Source organism: Bradyrhizobium sp. USDA 4454 (assembly GCF_054822705.1).
On the sequence record NZ_JBTRCN010000001.1, the window covers coordinates 5,203,865 to 5,226,042 of the forward strand.

Genomic DNA, 22,178 nt, shown 5'->3' on the forward strand with positions numbered 1-22,178 from the left:
GGATATAGTATACCAACTTCCGCCGAGCGCTTGCGACGATACGCCACAAGAATTGCGACACTGGGTCTCACGAAGACCAGGCGCGCTCGGGAGGACTTGATGGTTTCCAGCAATACTGCCGCAACACAAGCTCAACCTTCGTCCAGCGGCTTCCGCTGGCTGCAGCTCGTCATGGGCATCGTCTGCATGGCGATGATCGCGAACCTGCAATATGGCTGGACGCTGTTCGTCGATCCGATCGACGGCGCGCACCACTGGGGCCGCGCGGCGATCCAGTTCGCCTTCACGATTTTCGTCGTGACCGAGACCTGGCTGGTGCCGGTCGAGGCCTGGTTCGTCGACAAATACGGTCCGCGGATCGTCATCATGTTCGGCGGCATCATGATCGCGCTGGCCTGGGTGCTGAACTCCTATGCGGACTCCCTGACCCTGCTCTACGTTGCGGCCGTGGTCGGCGGCATCGGCGCGGGCGCGGTGTACGGCACCTGCGTCGGCAATGCGCTGAAATGGTTTCCCGATCGCCGCGGCCTCGCCGCCGGCGCAACGGCGGCCGGCTTCGGCGCGGGTGCGGCGATCACTGTGGTGCCGATCGCCAACATGATCGCCGCGAGCGGCTATCAGGCCGCGTTCTTCGATTTCGGCATCGGGCAGGGATTGATCGTCTTCATCCTCGCCTTCTTCATCCAGAGGCCCTCAGTCACGATCCCGCCGAAGAAGAAGCAGCTCAATCTGCCGCAGACCAAGATCGATTTCACGCCGCCGCAGGTGCTGCGCAGCCCGATCTTCTGGGTGATGTATCTGGTGTTCGTGATGGTCGCCTCCGGCGGCCTGATGGCGGCGGCGCAGATCGCGCCGATCGCGCACGACTACAAGATTGCCAATACGCCGGTGTCGCTCGCCGGCTTCCAGATGGCCGCGCTGACCTTTGCGATCTCGCTCGACCGCATCTTCGACGGCTTCGGACGGCCGTTCTTCGGCTGGGTCTCCGACAATATCGGCCGCGAGCACACCATGTTCATCGCGTTCGGCACCGGCGCGCTGATGCTGCTGACGCTGTCGACCTGGGGCCACAACCCGCTGGTGTTCGTGCTGGCGACCGCAGTCTATTTCGGCGTGTTCGGCGAGATCTACTCGTTGTTCCCGGCGACCTCCGGCGACACCTTCGGCGCGAAGTTCGCCACCACCAACAACGGCATGCTCTACACTGCGAAGGGCACCGCCGCGCTGCTGGTGCCGGCCGCCAGCATCGTTGCCGCCAACTATGGCTGGCAGGCGGTGTTCGTGATCGCGGTCGCGCTCAACGCCACCGCGGCGTTGATGGCGCTGTTCGTGATCAAGCCGATGCGCCGCGCCTTCATCCACGGCAACGAAGCAGCCGCCGCGACCGAGACCGCACCGGGCGCCAAAACCGCCTGATCTGGAGATCATCACCTGCCGGACTGATTGAGGCGCACTCCGTGCGCCTCTTTCGTTTGGCATCGTCAGGGATGCCAGATACCAGATACTGAAATCGCTGTGATCGCTTGCCGGCCCACGACCGCTCACAATCGTCCGACACGTCAGCAAACCTGCCTATTTAAGCTGTTTGCCAGTGGTAGATTCATGCAGCCGGCTGGTTGACAATTGGTATTATGTATACCAGACTTCAATCAACGATGATCCCAAGGAGGTTGCCATGCAAGTCGGAGATATCCTGCGCAAGAAGACCCCCCGCGTCGCCACGGTCCGCATGAACGAGACGGTCGCGATCGCCGCGCAGCTGATGCGTGCGAGCAATATCAGCGCGCTCGTGGTCAAGGATGTCGTTCGCACCGAGGGCAACACCTGCGCCGGCATGTTCACCGAGCGCGACGTGGTGCGCGCGATCGCCGCGCACGGTGCGGCCGGCGCCAACATGAAGGTGTCGCAGTTCGTCTCGGTGCAGCAGCTGGTGTCGTGCAATTCGAGCGACACGCTCGAGCACATCCGTCATCTCATGACCAAGCACCACATCCGCCACGTGCCGGTGATCGACAATTACAGCCTGATCGGCGTCGTCAGCATGCGCGACATCGCGGCCGCGTTCGATGAGGAAGCGACGGCTGCCATGGCGCGCACCGTGACGGCCTATCAAACGTCCGAGCAGGCCCAGCCGACCCAATAGCCGTCTCGATCCTGTCGCTCTCAGCCAGGCGCTGCGTGGTCGATCACCAGCGCCTGAGCGGATCATCGAAGCCTTCTGCCCCGCCCTCGCGCGGACCGCCGCGCGTCCCGTCATTTCCGCATGGGCGCGCCGCAGGTCGCCGGTAGACATTTGCCGGACCGGACTGCATCCTTCCGTCGACATCCAAAAACAACACCGTGCGCAGCCGTCCGCGTCGCGGAAAATTCCGATGGAAACGAGGGCAGAATGATCAAGACACGCTTCACCGAAATGTTCGGCGTCGACCACCCGATCGTGCAGGGCGGCATGCAATGGGTCGGGCGCGCGGAGCTGGTCGCCGCCGTCGCCAATGCCGGCGCGCTCGGCATGATCACCGCGCTGACGCAGCCGACGCCGGACGATCTGCGCAAGGAGATCGCGCGCTGCCGCGAGCTGACCGACAAGCCGTTCGGCGTCAATCTGACCATCCTGCCCGCGATCAAGCCCCCGCCCTACGCCGAGTATCGCCAGGCCATCATCGAGAGCGGCATCAAGATCGTCGAGACCGCCGGCAACAAGCCGCAGGAGCATGTCGACGAGTTCAAGAAGCACGGCATCAAGGTGCTGCACAAATGCACCAGCGTGCGCCACGCCCTGTCCGCCGAGCGGATGGGCGCCGACGCGATCTCGATCGACGGCTTTGAATGCGCCGGACATCCCGGCGAGGACGACACGCCCGGCCTGATCCTGATCCCCGCCGCGGCCGACAAGGTGAAGATCCCGATGATCGCCTCCGGCGGCTTCGGCGATGCCCGCGGCCTCGTCGCCGCCCTCGCACTCGGCGCCGAAGGCATCAACATGGGCACGCGCTTCATGTGCACCAAGGAAAGCCCGATCCATCAACTCGTCAAGGAACGCATCGTCGCCAATGACGAGCGCGAGACCGAGCTGATCTTCCGCACCATGCGCAACACCTCGCGCGTCGCCAAGAACGCGATCTCGACCAAGGTGGTGCAGATGGAAAGGGCAGGCGCCAAGTTCGAGGACGTCCGCGAGCTGGTCGCCGGCGCCCGCGGCAAGATGGTCTATGCGACCGGCGATGCCGACGAGGGCATCTGGTCGGCCGGCCAGGTGCAGGGCCTGATCCACGACATCCCGACCTGCGCCGAGCTGGTGTCGCGCATCGTCCACGAGGCCGAAGCGATCATCCGCGAACGGCTCGAGGCGATGATGTCCGGGGCCAAGCGCCAGGCCGCGGAGTAAATACCCCACTGGTGATCCGTCACCCTGAGGAGCGCGCAGCGCGTCTCGAAGGGTCGACGGCCACCAGCCGGGCCTTGCATCCTTCGAGACGCGCGCGTTGCGCGCTCCTCCAGCGACAAAGGCGGAGCCTTTGCGCGGGGATGACGGAACATATTCTCCGCTGACTCAGCTCGCATCAGACGACACAACGAGACCAAGCCCGAGAACAAGCCCATGAAAGCCTATGTCTACGGCCCTAACGGCCCCGAAATCACTGACGTCGCCAAACCCACCCCGAAGGGCACCCAGGTGCTGGTCAAGGTGCACGCCTGCGGGCTGAACCGCGCCGATCTCGGCATGACCAAAGGCCACGCGCACGGCGCGGCCGGCGGCATCGGCACCGTGCTCGGCATGGAATGGGCCGGCGAGGTCGCCGAGCTCGGCCCCGAGGCCAAGGGCGTCAAGGTCGGCGACAAGATCATGGGCTCCGGCGGCGCGGCGTTCGCCGAATACACGCTGGCCGATCACGGCCGGCTGTTCCGGGCGCCATCGAACATGAACTTCGACGAGGCCGCCACGCTTCCCGTCGCACTCGCCACCATGCACAACGCCGTCGTCACCAACGGCGCGTTGCAGCCGGGCCAGACCGTGCTGATCCAGGGCGCGAGCTCCGGCGTCGGCCTGATGGCGATGCAGATTGCAAAACTGAAGGGCGCCAGGCTCGTGGTGGGATCCTCGACCGATCCGATGCGGCGCGGCCGCTTGACGGAATTCGGCGCCGACCTCGCGGTGGATTCGAAGGATCCCGGCTGGGTCGATCAGGTGTTGCAGGCGACATCAGGCGAAGGCGTCGACCTGATCGTCGATCAGGTCTCGGGACCGGTCGCCAACCAGAACCTCAAGGCGACCAAGGTCAAGGGCCGCATCGTCAATGTCGGCCGGCTCGGCGGCACCCATGGCGACTTCAATTTTGATCTGCACGCGGCGCGCCGCATCCAGTATATCGGCGTCACCTTCCGCACCCGCACGATCGAGGAGATCCGCGCGATCTTCGACGAGGTGCGCAAGGACATCTGGCCGGCGGTCGAAGCGCGCAAGCTGCAGCTGCCGATCGACCAGGTCTACAAATTCGCCGACATCGGCAAGGCCTTCGAGCACATGGAAGCCAACAAGCACCTCGGCAAGATCGTGGTGACGCTGTAGGAGCATAGGAGCGTAGGGCGGATTAGCGCAGCGTAATCCGCCATCCCGTCTCGGACGCAACGGCGGGTTACGCCTTCGGCTAACCCGCCCTACGCGCTCTTTCGCGTTCGATGTTCAGCCGACAGGTCCGGGAACCCAATAATCCCCCGCAAGCGGGCTGACTTTCACGTCGCCGATGACTCCGATCTCCAGGCTCGGATCGAAGTAGCGCATCGTCCGCTCATTGAGGTCGATGATGCGGCCGGGCCTGAGCGGCCCCACATCGTTGATCTTGACGATGACCTTCTTGCCGACAGCCTCGACCAGCGCATATTTCGGCCTCGCACCGAATTGGACCCCACCGAACTTCCGGCGCAGGCTTGTCTTGATCGCGGCCGCCCAGACCGTGCGATCGTAGCGCTCGCCGGAGGCTGTGCTTGGACCGCCCTCTTCCTTGCCGGGCTTGAACGGATTGTACATGGACGCTGCGCCAACGATCGCATCTCCACAGGCCGCGTTGACGACGTCGCTTGAATGAACGGTACCGATTTCACTTCCTGTAGCGGGGCCAAAAATAGCGAGCGCAATCACGGCGCCGCAGACTGCGGCGCTCGAGCCGAACAGCATCATAACTCCTTGACTGATTTTTTCGATCGTTCGGTTCCCGACTCCGCAAGACAGGATCGAGCGAACGTGGAGGCGTTCATTCGGACCAGTACTTTTGCGGACTCGCGCCAATTCCGGCGACGGAACCATTGTGGGAACCGCAGCGGTCCCACACAGTGTTTTTGGTTATCGCGCCCGACTAAGCCAGAGAATGCGTCAGCAACATGACTGAACCGAACTTCTTCGAATGGCGCGTCAACACTGTGTCGACGTCACATTATCGCCCTGCTTGACGGGGTACGTGACCACTGCGCTGATTGGGGAGAACCGAAAGCGACAACGCGCCGATCTCTCGATCGAGGCGCGCTGCTGCCGGATCAGAATCGATGATCATCGCATCGACGACTACCAATCGTCGTAGAGCCATTCCCTCGGCATTCGCGGCGGCGCTCTCGCGTAAGGCGGCTCATATGTCCGCTGGGGCTTGCGCGCAGGTGGAGCCGGCTGCGTCGCAGGCGCCGACGTCTTCGGCTCGGAAACCTTCGCGAGCGCCCGCTTCAACTCCTCCTGGCTTGCCTTGAGTTCCGAAATGGCTTTGGAGCTCTCGCTGGCCGTTTGTTGCTGGTCCGCCTTCAGCTGTTCGATGTTCCGCTGCATGTTCGCGAGATCGCGCGCAATGGTTTGCAGCAGCTCGGTTTGATCCGAACGCGCAGCAGGAGCTGGCGGCGCGGTGTCCTGCGTTGCTTTCGGCGCGGCGTCCTGCGTTGCGGTCGAAGGCGCCGGCGCCGGTTGCGGTGGCGGGGCGTCCGCCGCGGCAACTTGAACCGCAGATGGAGCGGGCTGCGCGGGACGCGGCGGATCATCCGGCGGCAATGACGGAGTTGACGCGAGCTGCGGCACCCAGCGGGCGACAACCAGCTTGGCTCGCGCACCATACGACGACTGCGAAGCCAGGACGGCGACCACCACACACGCCGCCATCGACAAGGCGGCGAGGGCCCGGAAAGCCGGCCTTCCGGATGATGATTGCGGGCCTGGTTCGGACGAAGCAGGGGCAGTTTCGGACGAAGCAGGTGCGGACCCGGCCGACGGTGGGTCAGGCTTATTCGGCGGCGGGGCCGCAGCGTCGCGCTCTATCCTTGCAAGCTGCTCGCTCAAACGCGTGAGCTCTTCATCAGCGCGGGTGATCTGCCTGTGGGCTTCCGCAAGTCGCTCATCGGCGCTCGCGATCGGGCCCTCACCAGGCTCACCTGCATTCGGCGTGGGCGTGGAGTTCATTGGAGTGTCCCTCTTCCGTCCAATGTCATCCAAGACGGTTGTCTCGGCATCCGTCAGGGTCGATCAATGCCCAGCCTCCCGTTCAATCTTGTCAAAGCAATGGTCATGATAGCGCGCCTGGCGTCGCGTGATAAGCAGGATCGTCCGGTAGCGGTGATGACGACTGTTGCCTATTCGACACGACGGGCAACTCAGCAAAACCCGTCAATCCCTCGTCCCAAAAATATTTCGCTTTATCCGAAGCGAAATTCGATGTATGAACTCCCCGTCTCATCCGATCGAGGGGCGCTTCGCGATCGTCACGGGTGTTGCGATGAGATGCGGTGGCCGCCGCTTGTGTGACTGACGAGCATGCATGAGGCGGACGGTGAAGTCGTGTGGTCCTGACGCCCCAGTGGCAGGTGTCTCGCTGCAAGGCGCGTAAGCGCTCTTGCGGAGACGGTGACAAGCAAGCCCGGTCTCGCCGGGGAGAGCACGAAGTAAGCCGTCAACCCATCGCGCAGGGAATGCCGGAGTGTCTCCCGCTGAACCTGTATGCTCGTGTGCGTTTTTGTTTCCACTTTTGCACACGGGACCGCGGGTGCAGCGCGCACCCGGCATTCCCTGCGCCCTCTTGTTTCGGGGCGACATGATCTTGCAAGGCTCGGGCGAAACACGCCGCGAGAACGACGCTTGATGCCTGAATGAGGCCCGTGAAGTTGTGCAACGCAAGCCCCGGATTCGGACTAGTTCGCAACAACTCTCTCTATATTCACTCTTGCAAGTGAGTTGCGATTGCGCATGACGCATGACCCACGACACTTGATGTTCACAGATGGCCTGCTAAACCGCCGCCCATGAGCTCTTCCGATACCAGCGCACCCTCCACCAAGACCTCCGTCGCGGCGATCTCGATCCTCGCCAGCGGCACCATGGCGTTGGCAAAATTCGTCGTCGGCGTCGCGATCGGATCGCTGGCGCTGATCTCGGAGGCGCTGCACTCGTCGATCGACCTGGTCGCCACCATCATCACCTGGGCGGTGGTGCGGGTGTCGGACCAGCCGGCCGATGCCGAGCATCATTACGGCCACGGCAAGTTCGAGAGCGTCTCGGCGCTCGGCGTCATCGCCCTGCTCTATGTGCTGGCCGGCGGCATCCTGGTCCAGGCCTACAGCCATCTCCGCGAAGGCGCGCCGCCGCCGTCGATCTCGGCGATTCCGTTCATCGTCCTGCTGCTCGATATCGGCGTCAATCTGTGGCGCGCCCGCGCGCTGCACCGCGCCGCGCGCGACACCAAGAGCCAGGCGCTGGCCGCCGATGCGCTGCATTTCGCTTCCGACGTGATGGGCTCGGTCGCCGTCATCGTCGGCCTGGTGCTGGCGGGCTTCGGCTTCTGGTGGGGTGATGCCGCGGCCGCCATCGCGGTCGCCGTGATGATCGCGCTGCTCGGCCTGCGCATGGCGCGCGAGACGGTCGAGACCCTGCTCGACCGCGCGCCCGAAGGCGCGCTGGAAAAGGCGACCGCCGCCATCAAGGCCGTGCCGGGCGTGGTCGACGTCGACCGCCTTCGGGTCCGCATGGTCGGCGCCACGCACTTCATCGACGCCATCGCCAAAGTACCGCGCACCTACCCGATCGACCGCGTCGAGGACATCAAGCGCCGGGCGCAGGAGGCAATGACCAAGACCTTCGGCGACGCCGACCTCACCTTCACCGCGGTGCCGGTGGCGCGCGACAATGAGAGCGTACGCGAACGCATCATGGTGATCGCGCGCAACTCCGGCCTCGCCATCCACCATGTTACCGTTCATGACATCGGCGGCAAGCTGATCGTCAGCATCGACCTCGAGGTCGACAGCGACATGGCGCTCGATGCCGCGCACGACATCGCCCACGAACTCGAGCGCGCGATCCGCGAAGACTTCGGCGAGGACGTCGAGGTCGACACCCATATCGAGCCGCTCGAGCCGGAACTGCCGTGGGGAACCGATGCCGCGCCCGAGCGCGTCGAAACCATCAAGGCGGCGCTGACCGGATTTGCCGATGGCGGCGCGATCCACGACATCCATAATGTGCGGGTCCGCAACACCGACGCCGGCGAGATCGTCAACTTCCACTGCCGCGCCGCGCCCACGATGAGTGTGATCAAGGTGCACGAAGGCGTCGACGAAATCGAACGCAAGATGCGCCGCGCCTTTCCCACGGTGAAGCGTGTGATCAGTCACGCAGAGCCGGAGCGCGCGTAATTCTACGGGGCCGTTCTCCTTTCGGACTCACTTTGCGCACGCCGATTCTGTTTTGGGCAAGAATTATTTCGCATTAACGAATCGTTGACTCTCGACAGTCCCGGAAATCTGGATTCAAATGATCATGATTCGGACGCATCGTGGGGAGCATCCGAACCGGGTAAAAATCAGCTTAGAGCGGGGGTCTAAGGCATGGCGCGCGCGCATGCAGCGAACGCGTGCGTCCAATCCGATTCGATCAAGGGATTGGCGCAATCGATCGCGAAACCGGCTTATCACAGACTCTTGACGGCCGAACCTGCACTGCGCCGCGCTGTGCCGACCCTCATCATCGCCTTCCTCATCACGATCTGCCTCGGCGCCTTCGTCCAGGTGATCGACCAGAACCGGCAGAAGCGCGGCGCGATGAAGCGCGACCTTGCCGCGCTCTCCGACATCCTCGCCGAGCGACTCGATCGCCTCACCTCGGTGCGTCGCGAACGTCTCGCCAACATCGAGCGGATGCAGGAACTGCTGCCGGACCTGATCCCGTCCTGGGGCATCGCCTATGGCCGCCACGTCATCATCACCAGCGCCGATCACCGCGTGCTTGCGCGGGTGCCGATCGACGGCGCCGGCGAGAACGACCGCATCCTCGACATCGTCTCCACTGCGCAGCTCCTGATCGCACCGGGCCAGCAGGGCACCGTCAGCGACATGACGCTGCCGAACGGCACCGGCGCGCTGGCGATCTCGGCGCTGGTCAAGTCGCTGCCCGGCCAGGTCGTCGTGATCCAGGAGATGAACGAGCCGATCTGGGGATCGGACGCCGCGCTCTCGGTGACGCTGTCGGCGACCACGAGCTTCGTGGTGCTGATCCTCGGCTTCGCCTTCCACTGGCAATCGACCCGCGCCCGCGAGGGCGACCTGATCAACGACGCCGTGCGCGGCCGGATCGACACTGCGCTCAACCGCGGCCGCTGCGGCTTGTGGGACTGGGACCTGTCGCGCGGCAGGATCTTCTGGTCGCAGTCGATGTTCACCCTGCTCGGCCTCGACACCCGCAACGACCTGCTCACCTTCGGCGAGGTCAACGCGCTGGTGAACTCCGACGACATCAACCTGTTCGACTTCGCCGACCAGCTGATCTCCGGCAAGATCGATCATATCGACCAGAGCTTCCGCATGCGCCATGTCGGCGGCCACTGGATCTGGCTCCGCGTGCGCTGCGAGCTCAGCCACGCCGCGGCCGACGGCGGTCTGCACCTGATCGGCATCGCGGTCGACATCACCGAGCAGAAGAGCCTCGCCGAGAAGTCGGTGGAAGCCGACCTCCGCCTGCGCGACGCGATCGAGACCATTCCGGAGGCCTTCGTGCTGTGGGATGCCGACGACCGCCTGGTGCTCTGCAACTCGCACTTCCAGCGGCTGCACAAGCTGCCGGACTCGGCCGTCAGCCCCGGCACCTCCTACGAGACCGTGATCGAGGTCGGCAGCATGCCCGAAGTGCGCACCCGCCTGCACGAAAGTGGCGTGCCGGCGCCGGGCGCCCGCACCTTCGAGGCCCAGCTCGACGACGGCAGCTGGCTGCATATCAGCGAGCGCCGCACCAAGGACGGCGGCTACGTCTCGGTCGGCACCGACATCACCCGGATCAAGGCGCACGAGCAGAAGCTGGTCGACAACGACCTGCGCCTTCGCGCCACCGTGATCGACCTGCAGCGCTCGCAATCCGAGCTCGAACGGCAGGCCGTCGAGCTCGCCGACCTCGCCGAGAAGTACTCGCAGGAAAAGACCCGCGCCGAGGATGCCAACGCCGCGAAGTCGAAATTCCTCGCCAATATGAGCCATGAGCTGCGCACGCCGCTCAACGCCATCATCGGCTTCTCCGAGATCATGGGCTCTGGCCTGTTCGGCACGCTCGGCTCGGACAAGTACCAGGAGTACTGCCACGACATCCTGACCTCCGGAAAATATCTGCTCGAAGTGATCAACGACATCCTCGACATGTCGAAGATCGAGGCCGGCCGCATGAAGTTCGACATGGAGCCGCTCGACGTCTCCGGCATCCTCGCCGAGTCGCTGCGGGTGGTCTCCGGCCGCGCCGAGCACAAGGGCCTGTCGCTGGAATCGGATATCGAAAGCACGATCTCGGTCGTCGCCGACCGCCGCGCGGTCAAGCAGATCATCGTCAACCTGCTCTCCAACGCAGTGAAGTTCACGCCCGACCACGGCCGCGTGCTGGTACGCGGCCAGATTCTGGATGACTCGATCGTGCTCCTGATCGCCGACAGCGGCATCGGCATCGCACCGGATTCGCTGCGACGGCTCGGCAAGCCGTTCGAGCAGGTCGAGAGCCAGCTCACCAAGAGCTACCAGGGCTCGGGCCTCGGACTTGCGATCGCGCGCTCGCTCACCAATCTGCACGGCGGCTCGATGAAGCTGCGCTCCAAGCTCGGCGTCGGCACCGTGGTCCGCGTCACCCTGCCCCGCGATCCCCGCGCGCTGCGGACCAGGCTGCCGGAAGCGGCCTAGCCCCCACGCGACTTCGCCAGCACGCCTTCCAGCAGCGCGGGATCGCCGAGCACGGCCAGCGTCTCGCGCGGCGTGAGATGCGTGACCGCCTCGTCGAAGCTGTCGCTTGCCTCGATCCGCGCACGCGCCACCGCGCGATCAAGATCGACGTCTCCCGGGCCGCTGCGCCGCGCCGGCGGAAGCGACGACAGGTGACGATGCAGCAGGCCGGCATCCGCCCGCAACGTCGCCAGCGCGGGCGCTGATGCGTGGGCAGGCTGCGACGCCAGTTCGTTGGCGCGGACCAGCACGCTCGGCGGACCGCTCTCCTCCGGCGTCACGAACAACCCGCGCATCGCAGGCTTGGCAGTCCAGGCGCCGATCGGGATCGCGCACAACAGGCCAACGATCACCGGCGACATCCACAGCAGCAGCGGTAACGACACCGCATAGGCGCTGGCCGCCATCGCGACGCCGCAGGCGGTGGGCACGCCGTACTTCCGGTACAGCTCCCGCCGCTCGACCTCGCCGTCATCGCGCCGCTGGGTCTGCCAACCTGCGTCGCGACCGAGCAGGATCTCGACGACGGCAATCGACTGGAACACCATCATGACCGGCGCGATCATGGCCGAAATCAGCACCTCGGCGATGACGCCCAGAAGCGCGCGGAAGCCACCGCCGAATTGCCGGCGCACGTCCGACCGCGCCAGCAGCAGGATAAAGCCGAGCAGCTTCGGCACGATCAGCAGCGCCATGGTCAGCCCGAAGACCCAGGCGGCGAGCACCGGGTCCTGCGCCGGCCAGTTCGGGAACAGCGAAAAACCCTTCGGAAAATATTCGGGGCGAATGAAGCGCGCCTGCAATGAGATCAGGATCCCGAGCAGCAGGAATGCCAGCCACATTGGCGCGGTGATGTAGGATCCGATCCCGGTCATGAAATGCAGCCGCGAAATCCAGTGCAGCCGGCGCGTCCTCAGCACGGCGAGATGCTGCAGATTGCCCTGGCACCAGCGCCGGTCGCGCGCGGCGAAATCCAGCAGCGACGGCGGCACCTCCTCAAAACTGCCGCCGAGCACCGGCGCCATGTAGATGCCCCAGCCCGCGCGCCGCATCAGCGCCGCCTCGACGAAATCGTGGCTCAGGATGTGTCCGCCGAACGGCTTGCGTCCGGTGAGTTCAGGCAGGCCGGCCTGCTCCGCAAAAGCCTGAATCCGGATGATGGCATTGTGTCCCCAGTAATTGCCCTCGGAGCCGTGCCACCACGCGACGCCGGCGGCGACCATCGGCCCGTAGAGCCGGCCGGCAAATTGCTGCAGGCGGCTGAACAGGCTGCGCGCGTTGACGATGACGGGCAGCGTCTGCAGCAGCGCCGCCTGTGGATTGTTCTCCATGGCATGAACCATTCGCACCATGGTATCGCCCGACATCAGACTGTCGGCGTCGAGCACGATCATGAATTGGTAGCCGCCGCCAAACCGCATGACCCACTCGCCGACATTGCCGGACTTCCGTGCGGTGTTGTCGGCGCGATGCCGGTAGTACAGCCGTTCGCCATAGGCCTCGCTCAGCGCGATGAACGCCTGCTCCTCGGCGATCCAGATATCGGGATCGCGGGTGTCGCTCAGCATGAACCAGTCGAAGCGTTCGCCCTGCCCGGTCGCCTCGACGGACTCGTAGATGGCGCGCAGGCGCGCCATCAGTTGATGCGGATTCTCGTTGTAGGTCGGGAGCAGCACCGCGGTCCGGCTCGTTAGTTGCGGCAACGGAGCGTCCTCACAGATCGGCAACGCGTTGCCCTTGCGGCGAAGCAGCACGAAGAAGCCGGCCAGCGCCGAGGCAAACGAGAACGCGATCCAGGCGAGCAGCGCCACGAACAGCACTAGCACCATCCATTCCATGATCGTCACGCCGCCGACCTGGACCACCATGTACATCTCGTAGGCACCGGCGCCGGTCAGTGCGACGGTCAGCATCAGCACGAAGGCGCGGCGCATCAACATGCCCGCACCGACCGACACCGGCTTGCTCACCAGATGCGGCGGCTGGCCAAGATCGGCCGCCGCCATCGCAAGCGGGCTCTCGCGTGGCAGGAAGCCGTCGGCCGTAGCGAAGTCCGGACGAGGCGACGTGACTATGGCGCCCATCGATAGACCCAGATCTCCGAGACCGGCTTGTCGTCCTGCGCCAGATGCGCGCGCAGCTCGATCGGCTCCTTCTTGACCGCGCACTGGAAGCTGAGCCGCCATCCGCCGGTATTCGGGTTCGGCTGCGTGACGATGTTCGTGATCTCGGCCTTCTCGGCCGACACGACGCCCTTGATGCTCGCGGGATCGATCCCCTTCAGATTGTCGCCGAACAGGTCGAGCACGAACAGCTTGCTGTTCTCGCCATGTGCGCCGATGCCGGTGCGCGTGAAGCGCGCCAGCGAATTCGGCTTCGGCGCGTCCGGTCCCCAATGCAGCCGATAGGTCAGATTGGTCTCGCTGTTGGCCTTGAGCGGCGCCTTCGGCCGCCAGAACGCGGCGATGTTGTCGTGGATCTCCTCCTTGGTCGGGATCTCGAACAGGGTCACCGCGCCCTCGCCCCAGTCGCCGATCGGCTCAACCCACAGGCTCGGACGCTTCTCGAAGCTCGATTCGATATCCTGATAGGCAAAGAAATTCTTCTCCCGCTGCATCAGCCCGAAGCCATGCGGATTGATGTCCTGGAATGTGCTGATCTGAAGGTCGCGCGGATTGCTCAGCGGACGCCACAGGCTCTCGCCCTTGCCGTTGTAGATCGCGAGCCCGTCGGAATCGTGCACCGACGGCCTGAAGTCATCGACCTCATTGCGATCGTTCGGTCCGAAGAAGAACATGCTCGTCATCGGCGCAAGGCCTATGTGCTCGAGATCGGCACGCGGATAGAGCGATGCCTCGACATCGAACACCGTGGTCTTGCCGGGCCTGATCGTGAAGCGATAGCTTGCCGCGCAGCTCTTGCTGTCGAGCAAGGCATGAATCACCAGCGAGGTCGCGTTGGGCACCGGACGCTCGAGCCAAAACGCCCTGAAGAACGGAAACTCCTCGCCCTTGGCTTCGCCGGTATCGATCGACAGGCCGCGCGCCGACAGGCCATAGGTCTCATCCTTGGCCACGGCGCGAAAGTAGCTTGCGCCGAGGAAGACGCAGACCTCGTCGTAATAATCCGGCTTGCTGATCGGCGCGTGGATCCGAAATCCCGCGAAGCCGAGATCGGTCTCGGTGAAGGGGGGTACCGTCTCACCGAACGAAAACATGTCCTTGCTGTAGCCGACCTCGCTGACCTTGCCGCCCGCGACCTCGAAGATCTTGACCTTGTTCTTGTAGAAGAAGCCGCGATGGAAGAACTGCGCTTCGAACGGCAGCTTCGCGCCGCGCCACAACGCGCGCTCCGGCACGAAACGGATCGAGCGGTACTGGTCGTAGTTCAGGTCGGTCAGGCCATTCGGCAACTTCTCGTCCGGCGCCTCGAACGACTTGGCTGCGAGGTTGCGCGCCATCTCCCTCACCATCGACGGGTTGAAAGGCGCGTCCGGCGTGTACCCTGCGGCCGCGGCCTCGCGCTCCGGCAACAGCAATAGCGTCGGCAACACGGCCGACCCGTGGAGTAACTGGCGACGATTCAAAGCGGCTCCTCTCGCTGACCGGGACGCCGCAATGAAACCGCCGAGCCGCCGCTGAGTTCCACGCTAACGCGCTCGCGAAACAATTGCTTCGCGGCGAGCGTGCCGCTTCATCTGAATGATCGGGCGGAAAACAGGAATCGCTTCGCAAGGGGCAGCCCCGCGTCCGTCTCAGGCAGGAACCATGATGGAAGCGCCTCAGCCGATGGCCGCGCCTTACGCGCTCTGCAGCGTCGGCGCGACCTCGCGCGCGACCTGCACAAGGGCCGCGATCAGCGGCGTCATCGGATCGCGCTGCGGGATCACGAGGCCGATGCTGTAGTCCACCACCGGATCGACGATCGGAATGCTGCGCACGGCATCCGCAAGGCCGAGCGTCTCGGCGAGCTTGGCCGGCATCACGCTGGCCCAGCGTCCGGTCTTGACATGGGTGTAGAGCACCAGCAGTGAATTCGACGTCAGCGTCGGCGTCGCCTCCGCGCCGACCGAGGTCAGCGCGCGATCGATGATGCGGCGGTTCTGCATGTCGGGCGTCAGCAGGCAGAGCGGCACGGTGCCGACCTCCTTCCACGTCACCTGCTTGCGGTCGCCGAACATCGCGTCCGGCGCCGTCAGCAGACGATAGCTCTCGTTGTAGAGCGGGATGGTGCGAACCTTGCCGATCGGCTCGTTCTCGATGTAGGTCAGCCCGGCATCGACCTCGAGGTTCTCCAGGAGGCCGAGCACATCGGCCGACGTACACGACTGGATGCGGAAGCGGACATCGGGATGGCGCGCCCGGAACGGCGTGGTGAGCGAGGCCACCATGCCGAGCGCGGTCGGGATCGCGGCGATCCGGATCTCGCCCGACAGCTTGTCCTTCAGGCTGTTGATCTCCTGCTTCATCGCGCGCGCATCGCCGACGATGCGCCGCGCCCAGTCCAGCGTCCGTTCGCCCTCCGGCGTAAAACCCTGGAAGCGGGATCCGCGCTGCACCAGCATGACGCCGAGGATCTCCTCAAGCTGCTTGAGGCTGGTCGACATGGTCGGCTGGGTGACGCCGCAGGCTTCCGCAGCCCGGCCGAAATGTCGTTCCTTGGCCAGCGCCAGCAGAAGTTCCAGCTTGTCGATCAAGGTCCAAACCCCTTCCGAAATCGGTGCCCCGGGCGGCACTCCGACGCGGCCATAGGTAGCACGATCGGGCTGCGATCCCGAAATCCAAAGCGCCCCGGAAGTGCGTGATTCCAGAACATTATTGCGATCCCGGATCGACCCATTCGACAACGCTATTAATCGCGTTTCGCAATCGCCGCATGAGACAGCTTTATTGATGTTTCGAACGATTCCAACTCTGATGTTCAAAGCAAAAAACAGATCGTGAGAAGCGCTGATGACGGTGGGATACGAACCTTGGGACAAGGCGCGCGGCGCCGAGATCATCGCCGAGCATGCCGGGCTTGAAGGCGCCACGCTGGTGATCCTGCACGCGCTGCAGGAGGCGTTCGGCTACGTGCCGGAGCCTGCGATTCCGATGGTCGCCGAGGCGCTCAATCTGTCCCGCGCCGAGGTGCACGGCGTGTTCACCTTCTACCATGACTTCCGCAAGCAACCGGCCGGACGCCACGTCCTCAAGCTGTGCCGCGCCGAGGCCTGCCAGGCCGCCGGCGGCGATGCGCTTGCGGCGCGCGCCGAAGCCAAGCTTGGCGTTGCCCTGGGCAATACCACGGCGGATGACCGCGTGACGCTGGAGCCGATCTACTGCCTCGGGCTGTGCGCCACCGCGCCGTCGGCGATGCTGGACGGCCGCGTGATCGGCCGGCTCGATGAAGCACGGATCGACGCGCTGGTCGCGGAGGCGCAGCGATGACGATGCGACTCTACGTTCCCCGCGATGCCGCGGCGGTCGCCGTCGGCGCAGACGACGTCGCGCTCGCCTTCGCGCAGGCCGCAGCAGCGCGTGGCGCAGCGATCGAGATTATCAGGACCGGCTCGCGCGGACTGTGCTGGCTGGAGCCGATGGTCGAGCTTTCGACCGCGCAGGGCCGGATCGCCTTCGGTCCGGTGACGCCGGCGGACGTCCCTGCGCTGCTCGATGCGATGGCCGGCAACGGCCAGCACGCCCTGCGGCTTGGTGTCACGGACGAGATTCCCTGGCTGAAGCGCCAGACCCGGCTGACCTTCGCGCGCTGCGGCGTGGTCGATCCGCGCTCGGTCGACGACTACCGCGCCCATGGCGGCTATATGGGCCTCGAGCGGGCGCTGACGCTGACCTCCGACCAGATCCTTGCTGATGTCACGACCTCGGGCCTACGCGGCCGCGGCGGCGCCGGCTTCCCGACCGGCATCAAGTGGAAGACCGTGGCGCAGGCCAATGCCGATCGCAAATACATTGTCTGCAACGCCGACGAGGGTGACAGCGGCACCTTCGCCGACCGCATGATCATGGAAGGCGACCCCTTCGTCGTGATCGAGGGCATGACGATCGCGGGCATCACGGTCGGCGCCACCAAGGGCTACATCTACATCCGCTCGGAATATCCCCACGCGGTCGAGGCGATGAACGCCGCGATCATAGCCGCCCGCCGCGCCGGGTTGCTCGGCAAGCGCATCGCCGGCTCGGCGCATGAGTTCGATCTCGAAGTCCGGGTCGGCGCCGGCGCCTATGTCTGTGGCGAAGAGACCTCGCTGCTGGAGAGCCTGGAGGGTCGCCGCGGCATCGTCCGCGCCAAGCCGCCGCTGCCCGCGCATAAGGGCCTGTTCGGTCGCCCGAGCGTGATCAACAACGTGCTGTCGTTCGCGGCGATCCCCTTCATCCTCGACAACGGCGCCAAGGCCTATGCCGATTTCGGCATGGGCCGCTCGCGCGGCACGATGCCGATCCAGCTCGCCGGCAACATCAGATATGGCGGCCTGTTCGAGACCGCATTCGGCGTCACGCTCGGCGAGCTCGTCGACGAGATCGGCGGCGGCACCTTCACCGGACGCCCGGTGCGCGCGGTGCAGGTCGGCGGTCCGCTCGGCGCCTACTTCCCCCGCGCGCTGTTCGACACGCCGTTCGATTACGAAGCGTTCGCCGCGCGCGACGGCCTGATCGGCCATGGCGGCATCGTGGTGTTCGATGACAGCGTCGACATGGCCAAGCAGGCGCGCTTCGCGATGGAGTTCTGCGCGGTCGAATCCTGCGGCAAATGCACGCCGTGCCGGATCGGCTCGACCCGTGGCGTCGAGACCATCAACAAGATCATCAACGGCGAGCGCGTGGCGGAAAGCCTCGCCGTCATCGAAGACCTCTGCAACACCATGAAGTTCGGCTCGCTGTGCGCACTCGGCGGCTTCACGCCCTACCCCGTGATGAGCGCCCTGAAACACTTCCGGGAAGATTTTGGTCCCGCACCGGCCCGGCTGCAGGCCGCGGAATAACAGGAGATCGCGATGTCGCTGATCCAGGAAACCGATTTCGGCACGCCCAAGTCCAGATCCGAGACGATGGTCACGCTGACCATCGACGGCAATCAGATCACGGTGCCCGAGGGCACCTCGATCATGCGCGCGGCGATGGAAGCCGGCACACAGATCCCGAAGCTCTGCGCGACCGACATGGTCGACGCCTTCGGCTCCTGCCGGCTCTGCCTGGTCGAGATCGAAGGCCGCGCCGGCACGCCGGCCTCGTGCACCACGCCGGCGACGAACGGCCTCGTCGTGCACACCCAGAGCGAGCGGCTGAAGCAGCTGCGCAAGGGCGTGATGGAGCTCTACATCTCCGACCATCCGCTGGACTGCCTGACCTGTGCCGCCAACGGCGACTGCGAATTGCAGGACATGGCGGGTGCGGTCGGCCTGCGCGACGTGCGCTACGGCTATGAGGGCGAGAACCACGTCTTCGCCAAATCGCGCGGCTGCGAAAACGACAATTGGATGCCGAAGGACGAATCCAATCCGTACTTCACCTACGATCCCTCGAAGTGCATCGTCTGCTCGCGCTGCGTCCGCGCCTGCGAGGAGGTGCAGGGCACCTTCGCGCTGACGATTGCCGGCCGCGGCTTCGACAGCCGCGTCTCGCCCGGCATGAGCGAGAGCTTCCTCGGCTCCGAATGCGTGTCCTGCGGCGCCTGCGTGCAGGCCTGCCCGACCGCGACGCTGACCGAAAAATCCGTGATCGAGATTGGGCAGCCTGAGCATTCGGTGGTCACCACCTGCGCCTATTGCGGCGTCGGCTGCGCCTTCAAGGCCGAGATGCGCGGCGAGGAAGTGGTGCGCATGGTGCCGTGGAAGGACGGCAAGGCCAATCGCGGCCATTCCTGCGTCAAGGGCCGCTTCGCCTGGGGCTACACCACCCACAAGGAACGCATCCTGAAGCCGATGATCCGCGAGCGGATCGAGGACCCCTGGCAGGAAGTGTCGTGGGACGAGGCGTTCAACTTCGCCGCCGCGAAGTTCAAGGGCATCCAGCAGAAATACGGTCGCGACGCGGTCGGCGGCATCACCTCGTCACGCTGCACCAATGAAGAGACCTATCTGGTGCAGAAGCTGATCCGCGGCGGCTTCGGCAACAACAATGTCGACACCTGCGCCCGGGTCTGCCATTCGCCCACCGGCTACGGCCTGTCGCAAACCTTTGGAACTTCGGCCGGCACGCAGGATTTCGACTCGGTGGAAGACACCGACGTCGTCATGATCATCGGCGCCAATCCGGCTTCGGCTCACCCGGTGTTCGCCTCGCGGCTGAAGAAGCGGCTGCGCCAGGGCGCCAAGCTGATCGTGCTCGATCCGCGCCGCACCGAGATGGTGGAATCGCCGCATGTCAAGGCGCTGCACCTGCCGCTGATGCCCGGCACCAACGTCGCCGTGATCACCGCGCTCGCCCATGTCATCGTCACCGAAGGCCTCGTCAACGAGAGCTTCGTGCGCGAGCGCTGCGACTGGAGCGAGTTCGAGGAATGGGCGGCCTTCGTCGCCCAGGAGAAATACAGCCCCGAAGCCACTGCGATCTTGACCGGCGTCGATCCGAACGATCTGCGCGAGGCGGCACGGATCTATGCCACCGGCGGTAACGGCGCGATCTACTACGGGCTCGGCGTCACCGAGCACAGCCAGGGCTCCACCACCGTGATCGCGATCGCCAACCTCGCGATGGCGACCGGCAATATCGGCCGGCCCGGCGTCGGCGTGAACCCGCTGCGCGGCCAGAACAATGTGCAGGGCTCCTGCGACATGGGCTCGTTCCCGCACGAGCTGCCCGGCTATCGCCATATCTCGGGCGACGCCGTACGCGAGCAGTTCGAGGCGATGTGGAACGTCAAGCTCAACAAGGAGCCGGGCCTGCGCATCCCCAACATGTTCGATGCCGCGATCGAAGGCACCTTCATGGGCCTCTACGTGCAGGGCGAGGACATCCTGCAATCCGATCCGAACACCAAGCATGTGGTGGCGGCCCTGTCGGCGATGGAATGCGTCATCGTCCACGACCTGTTCCTGAACGAGACCGCGAACTACGCCCATGTGTTCCTGCCCGGCTCGACCTTCTTGGAAAAGGACGGTACCTTCACCAATGCAGAGCGCCGCATCCAGCGCGTCCGCAAGGTGATGACGCCGCGCAACGGCTACGCCGACTGGGAAGTGACGATCCTGCTCGCCAAGGCGATGGGCTTCGAGATGCACTACAACCATCCGTCGGAGATCATGGACGAGATCGCGGCGCTGACGCCGACCTTTACCGGCGTCTCCTATGCCAAGCTCGACGAACTCGGCTCGGTGCAGTGGCCCTGCAACGAGAAGGCGCCGGAAGGCACGCCGGTGATGCATATCGGCGGCTTCGTGCGCGGCAAGGGCAAATTCATCGTCACCGAATATGTCGCGACCGACGAACGTACCGGTCCGCGCTTCCCGCTGCTGCTCACCACCGGCCGCATCCTCAGCCAGTACAATGTCGGCGCGCAGACAAGGCGCACCGAGAACGTGGTCTGGCACGCCGAGGACCGGCTGGAGATCCATCCGCACGACGCCGAACAGCGCGGCGTGCGCGACGGCGACTGGGTGCGCCTGGCGAGCCGCGCCGGCGAGACCACGCTGCGCGCCGAGATCACCGATCGCGTCGCGCCGGGCGTGGTCTACACCACGTTCCACCATCCGGACACCCAGGCCAACGTCATCACCACCGACTTCTCGGACTGGGCGACCAACTGTCCGGAATATAAGGTGACGGCCGTGCAGATCTCGCCGTCGAACGGTCCGTCCGACTGGCAGAAGGCTTATGACGAACAGGCACGCCACTCCCGCCGCATCGCGCCGGTGGTGGAAGCCGCGGAGTAGCGATGCGCGAACCGGTCCACAAGGCGATCCGCAAGGTCTGGCGCGACGGTGCCTTCAGCGACGGCGCGCGCCTGATCCCGGAAGAGACACCGCTGGCGCTGACCTATAATGGCGGCACCTACGCCGTGATGATGGGCTCGCCCGAGGACCTCGGCGATTTCGCCGTCGGCTTCAGCCTGAGCGAAGGCATCGTGCAATCGGCTGACGAGATCGAGACGCTCGACATCGTCGAGCTCGATGACGGCATCGAGCTCAGGATGTGGCTCAATCCCGACAAGGCCGAGCAGATCGCCCAACGCCGCAGGAATATCGCCGGCCCGACCGGCTGCGGTCTCTGCGGCATCGATTCGATCGCCGAGGCGGTCCGGCCGGCCGCGGTGGTGCCCGCGGGCCGCGTGTTCTCGCCGCGCGAGATCATGAGCGCGGTCGCGGCGGTCGCGCCGCTGCAGGAGATCAATCACCAGACCCGCGCCGTGCACGCCGCCGCGTTCTGGACCGCCACGCGCGGCATCGTGGTGCTGCGCGAGGATGTCGGCCGCCACAATGCGCTCGACAAGCTCGCCGGCGCGCTGGCCCGCGACCAGGTGGTCACGAGCGAAGGCATGGTGCTGCTGACCAGCCGCGTCTCGGTCGAGATGGTGCAGAAGACCGCCGCGATCGGCGCGCCGCTGATTGCGGCCGTGTCGGCGCCAACAGCGCTTGCGGTGCGGATGGCCGATGCCGCCGGCATCACGCTCGCCGCGATCGCCCGCGCCGATGGATTTGAAATCTTCACGCATCCGGAACGCGTCACAGGCGCGGCGCCCGGCAAGGAGTCCGCTTATGTCATCGTCGCCTGACAAGCTGGTCTATATGGCGAACCAGATCGGGAAGTTCTTCCACAGCCAGGGCCACGACCGCGCCGTACAGGGCATCTCCGAGCACATCTGGAAGTTCTGGGACCCACGGATGCGCAAGCAGATCTTCGCCCATCTCGACGCCGGCGGCACCGGCCTCGACCCCGACGTGCTCGACGCGCTGCAGAAGCTGAAGCAGCAGGCGTAGCCGGCCGCGCCCTGCTCTATCTCCGTCACCCTGAGGAGGCCGCAACGCGGCCGTC

Annotated in this window: 16 protein-coding genes; 11 read left to right on the forward strand and 5 right to left on the reverse strand. The window is 65.1% G+C overall.

The window, feature by feature from the left end:
* Positions 1 to 99: 99 nt before the first annotated feature.
* From oxlT to ACVIW0_RS24340, 4 genes are all read left to right on the forward strand, one after another.
* Entirely contained in the window at positions 100 to 1,416 is a 1,317-nt protein-coding gene (gene oxlT / locus ACVIW0_RS24325) for an oxalate/formate MFS antiporter (RefSeq protein WP_461354643.1), read from the forward strand.
* 259 nt (positions 1,417 to 1,675) lie between these two features.
* Positions 1,676 to 2,143, forward strand: coding sequence for a CBS domain-containing protein (locus ACVIW0_RS24330; RefSeq protein WP_461354644.1), 468 nt, complete (start codon positions 1,676 to 1,678; stop codon positions 2,141 to 2,143).
* A 246-nt stretch (positions 2,144 to 2,389) separates the two neighbouring features.
* Complete coding sequence (locus ACVIW0_RS24335; protein ID WP_461354645.1) at positions 2,390 to 3,385, forward strand: NAD(P)H-dependent flavin oxidoreductase; 996 nt, start codon at positions 2,390 to 2,392, stop codon at positions 3,383 to 3,385.
* A 213-nt stretch (positions 3,386 to 3,598) separates the two neighbouring features.
* A complete protein-coding gene (locus tag ACVIW0_RS24340; RefSeq protein WP_461354646.1) occupies positions 3,599 to 4,567 on the forward strand; it encodes a zinc-binding dehydrogenase in 969 nt (322 codons plus the stop codon).
* Between the two features lie 114 nt (positions 4,568 to 4,681).
* On the opposite strand, the gene ACVIW0_RS24345 is transcribed toward ACVIW0_RS24340, so the two are convergent.
* Together ACVIW0_RS24345 and ACVIW0_RS24350 are read right to left on the reverse strand one after the other, a co-directional pair.
* Complete coding sequence (locus ACVIW0_RS24345; protein WP_461354647.1) at positions 4,682 to 5,176, reverse strand: RlpA-like double-psi beta-barrel domain-containing protein; 495 nt, start codon at positions 5,174 to 5,176, stop codon at positions 4,682 to 4,684.
* Positions 5,177 to 5,557: 381 nt separating this feature from the next.
* A complete protein-coding gene (locus ACVIW0_RS24350) occupies positions 5,558 to 6,430 on the reverse strand; it encodes a hypothetical protein (protein ID WP_461354648.1) in 873 nt (290 codons plus the stop codon).
* A gap of 836 nt (positions 6,431 to 7,266) precedes the next feature.
* Here ACVIW0_RS24350 and ACVIW0_RS24355 point away from each other — a divergent pair.
* Together ACVIW0_RS24355 and ACVIW0_RS24360 are read left to right on the forward strand one after the other, a co-directional pair.
* The gene (locus tag ACVIW0_RS24355; protein ID WP_461354649.1) at positions 7,267 to 8,655 is read left to right on the forward strand and encodes a cation diffusion facilitator family transporter; all 1,389 of its coding nucleotides are present in this window, start codon (positions 7,267 to 7,269) and stop codon (positions 8,653 to 8,655) included.
* Between the two features lie 192 nt (positions 8,656 to 8,847).
* A complete protein-coding gene (locus ACVIW0_RS24360) occupies positions 8,848 to 11,169 on the forward strand; it encodes a sensor histidine kinase (RefSeq protein ID WP_461354650.1) in 2,322 nt (773 codons plus the stop codon).
* Here the strand turns inward: ACVIW0_RS24360 and mdoH are convergent.
* The 3 genes from mdoH to ACVIW0_RS24375 all read right to left on the reverse strand — a co-directional run bounded on the left by mdoH (position 11,166) and on the right by ACVIW0_RS24375 (position 15,904).
* On the reverse strand, positions 11,166 to 13,292 hold the full coding sequence (mdoH, locus tag ACVIW0_RS24365; RefSeq protein WP_461354651.1) for a glucans biosynthesis glucosyltransferase MdoH: 2,127 nt from the start codon (positions 13,290 to 13,292) through the stop codon (positions 11,166 to 11,168). The two genes, ACVIW0_RS24360 and mdoH, sit on opposite strands and share 4 nt — an antisense overlap.
* Positions 13,280 to 14,794, reverse strand: a complete 1,515-nt coding sequence (locus tag ACVIW0_RS24370) for a glucan biosynthesis protein G (RefSeq protein WP_461354652.1) — start codon at positions 14,792 to 14,794, stop codon at positions 13,280 to 13,282. Before ACVIW0_RS24370 ends, mdoH begins: the two co-directional genes overlap by 13 nt.
* Before the next feature lie 213 nt (positions 14,795 to 15,007).
* A complete protein-coding gene (locus ACVIW0_RS24375; RefSeq protein ID WP_461354653.1) occupies positions 15,008 to 15,904 on the reverse strand; it encodes a LysR family transcriptional regulator in 897 nt (298 codons plus the stop codon).
* A 256-nt stretch (positions 15,905 to 16,160) separates the two neighbouring features.
* On the opposite strand from ACVIW0_RS24375, the gene ACVIW0_RS24380 reads away from it, so the two are divergent.
* Genes ACVIW0_RS24380 through ACVIW0_RS24400 form a run of 5 tightly spaced genes read left to right on the forward strand, consistent with a single transcriptional unit; the run spans position 16,161 to position 22,123 of the window.
* Positions 16,161 to 16,637, forward strand: coding sequence for a formate dehydrogenase subunit gamma (locus tag ACVIW0_RS24380; RefSeq protein WP_461354654.1), 477 nt, complete (start codon positions 16,161 to 16,163; stop codon positions 16,635 to 16,637).
* Positions 16,634 to 18,190 carry an NADH-ubiquinone oxidoreductase-F iron-sulfur binding region domain-containing protein gene (locus tag ACVIW0_RS24385; protein ID WP_461354655.1) on the forward strand — a complete coding sequence of 519 codons (1,557 nt, stop codon included), beginning with the start codon at positions 16,634 to 16,636 and terminating at the stop codon, positions 18,188 to 18,190. The genes ACVIW0_RS24380 and ACVIW0_RS24385 overlap by 4 nt, the downstream gene beginning before the upstream one ends.
* 12 nt (positions 18,191 to 18,202) lie before the next feature.
* Positions 18,203 to 21,079 carry a formate dehydrogenase subunit alpha gene (fdhF, locus tag ACVIW0_RS24390; protein WP_461354656.1) on the forward strand — a complete coding sequence of 959 codons (2,877 nt, stop codon included), beginning with the start codon at positions 18,203 to 18,205 and terminating at the stop codon, positions 21,077 to 21,079.
* Between the two features lie 2 nt (positions 21,080 to 21,081).
* Entirely contained in the window at positions 21,082 to 21,918 is an 837-nt protein-coding gene (gene fdhD / locus ACVIW0_RS24395; protein ID WP_461354657.1) for a formate dehydrogenase accessory sulfurtransferase FdhD, read from the forward strand.
* A complete protein-coding gene (locus ACVIW0_RS24400) occupies positions 21,902 to 22,123 on the forward strand; it encodes a formate dehydrogenase subunit delta (protein WP_461354658.1) in 222 nt (73 codons plus the stop codon). Before fdhD ends, ACVIW0_RS24400 begins: the two co-directional genes overlap by 17 nt.
* Positions 22,124 to 22,178: the final 55 nt, after the last annotated feature.

What these genes read in the sequence shown, in the direction of transcription:
- oxlT (WP_461354643.1), top strand. Translation starts at nt 100, where the DNA reads ATGGTTTCCAGCAATACTGCCGCAACACAAGCTCAACCTTCGTCCAGC.
- ACVIW0_RS24330 (WP_461354644.1), top strand. Translation starts at nt 1,676, where the DNA reads ATGCAAGTCGGAGATATCCTGCGCAAGAAGACCCCCCGCGTCGCCACG.
- ACVIW0_RS24335 (WP_461354645.1), top strand. Translation starts at nt 2,390, where the DNA reads ATGATCAAGACACGCTTCACCGAAATGTTCGGCGTCGACCACCCGATC.
- ACVIW0_RS24340 (WP_461354646.1), top strand. Translation starts at nt 3,599, where the DNA reads ATGAAAGCCTATGTCTACGGCCCTAACGGCCCCGAAATCACTGACGTC.
- ACVIW0_RS24345 (WP_461354647.1), bottom strand. Translation starts at nt 5,176, where the DNA reads ATGATGCTGTTCGGCTCGAGCGCCGCAGTCTGCGGCGCCGTGATTGCG.
- ACVIW0_RS24350 (WP_461354648.1), bottom strand. Translation starts at nt 6,430, where the DNA reads ATGAACTCCACGCCCACGCCGAATGCAGGTGAGCCTGGTGAGGGCCCG.
- ACVIW0_RS24355 (WP_461354649.1), top strand. Translation starts at nt 7,267, where the DNA reads ATGAGCTCTTCCGATACCAGCGCACCCTCCACCAAGACCTCCGTCGCG.
- ACVIW0_RS24360 (WP_461354650.1), top strand. Translation starts at nt 8,848, where the DNA reads ATGGCGCGCGCGCATGCAGCGAACGCGTGCGTCCAATCCGATTCGATC.
- mdoH (WP_461354651.1), bottom strand. Translation starts at nt 13,292, where the DNA reads ATGGGCGCCATAGTCACGTCGCCTCGTCCGGACTTCGCTACGGCCGAC.
- ACVIW0_RS24380 (WP_461354654.1), top strand. Translation starts at nt 16,161, where the DNA reads ATGACGGTGGGATACGAACCTTGGGACAAGGCGCGCGGCGCCGAGATC.
- ACVIW0_RS24385 (WP_461354655.1), top strand. Translation starts at nt 16,634, where the DNA reads ATGACGATGCGACTCTACGTTCCCCGCGATGCCGCGGCGGTCGCCGTC.
- fdhF (WP_461354656.1), top strand. Translation starts at nt 18,203, where the DNA reads ATGTCGCTGATCCAGGAAACCGATTTCGGCACGCCCAAGTCCAGATCC.
- fdhD (WP_461354657.1), top strand. Translation starts at nt 21,082, where the DNA reads ATGCGCGAACCGGTCCACAAGGCGATCCGCAAGGTCTGGCGCGACGGT.
- ACVIW0_RS24400 (WP_461354658.1), top strand. Translation starts at nt 21,902, where the DNA reads ATGTCATCGTCGCCTGACAAGCTGGTCTATATGGCGAACCAGATCGGG.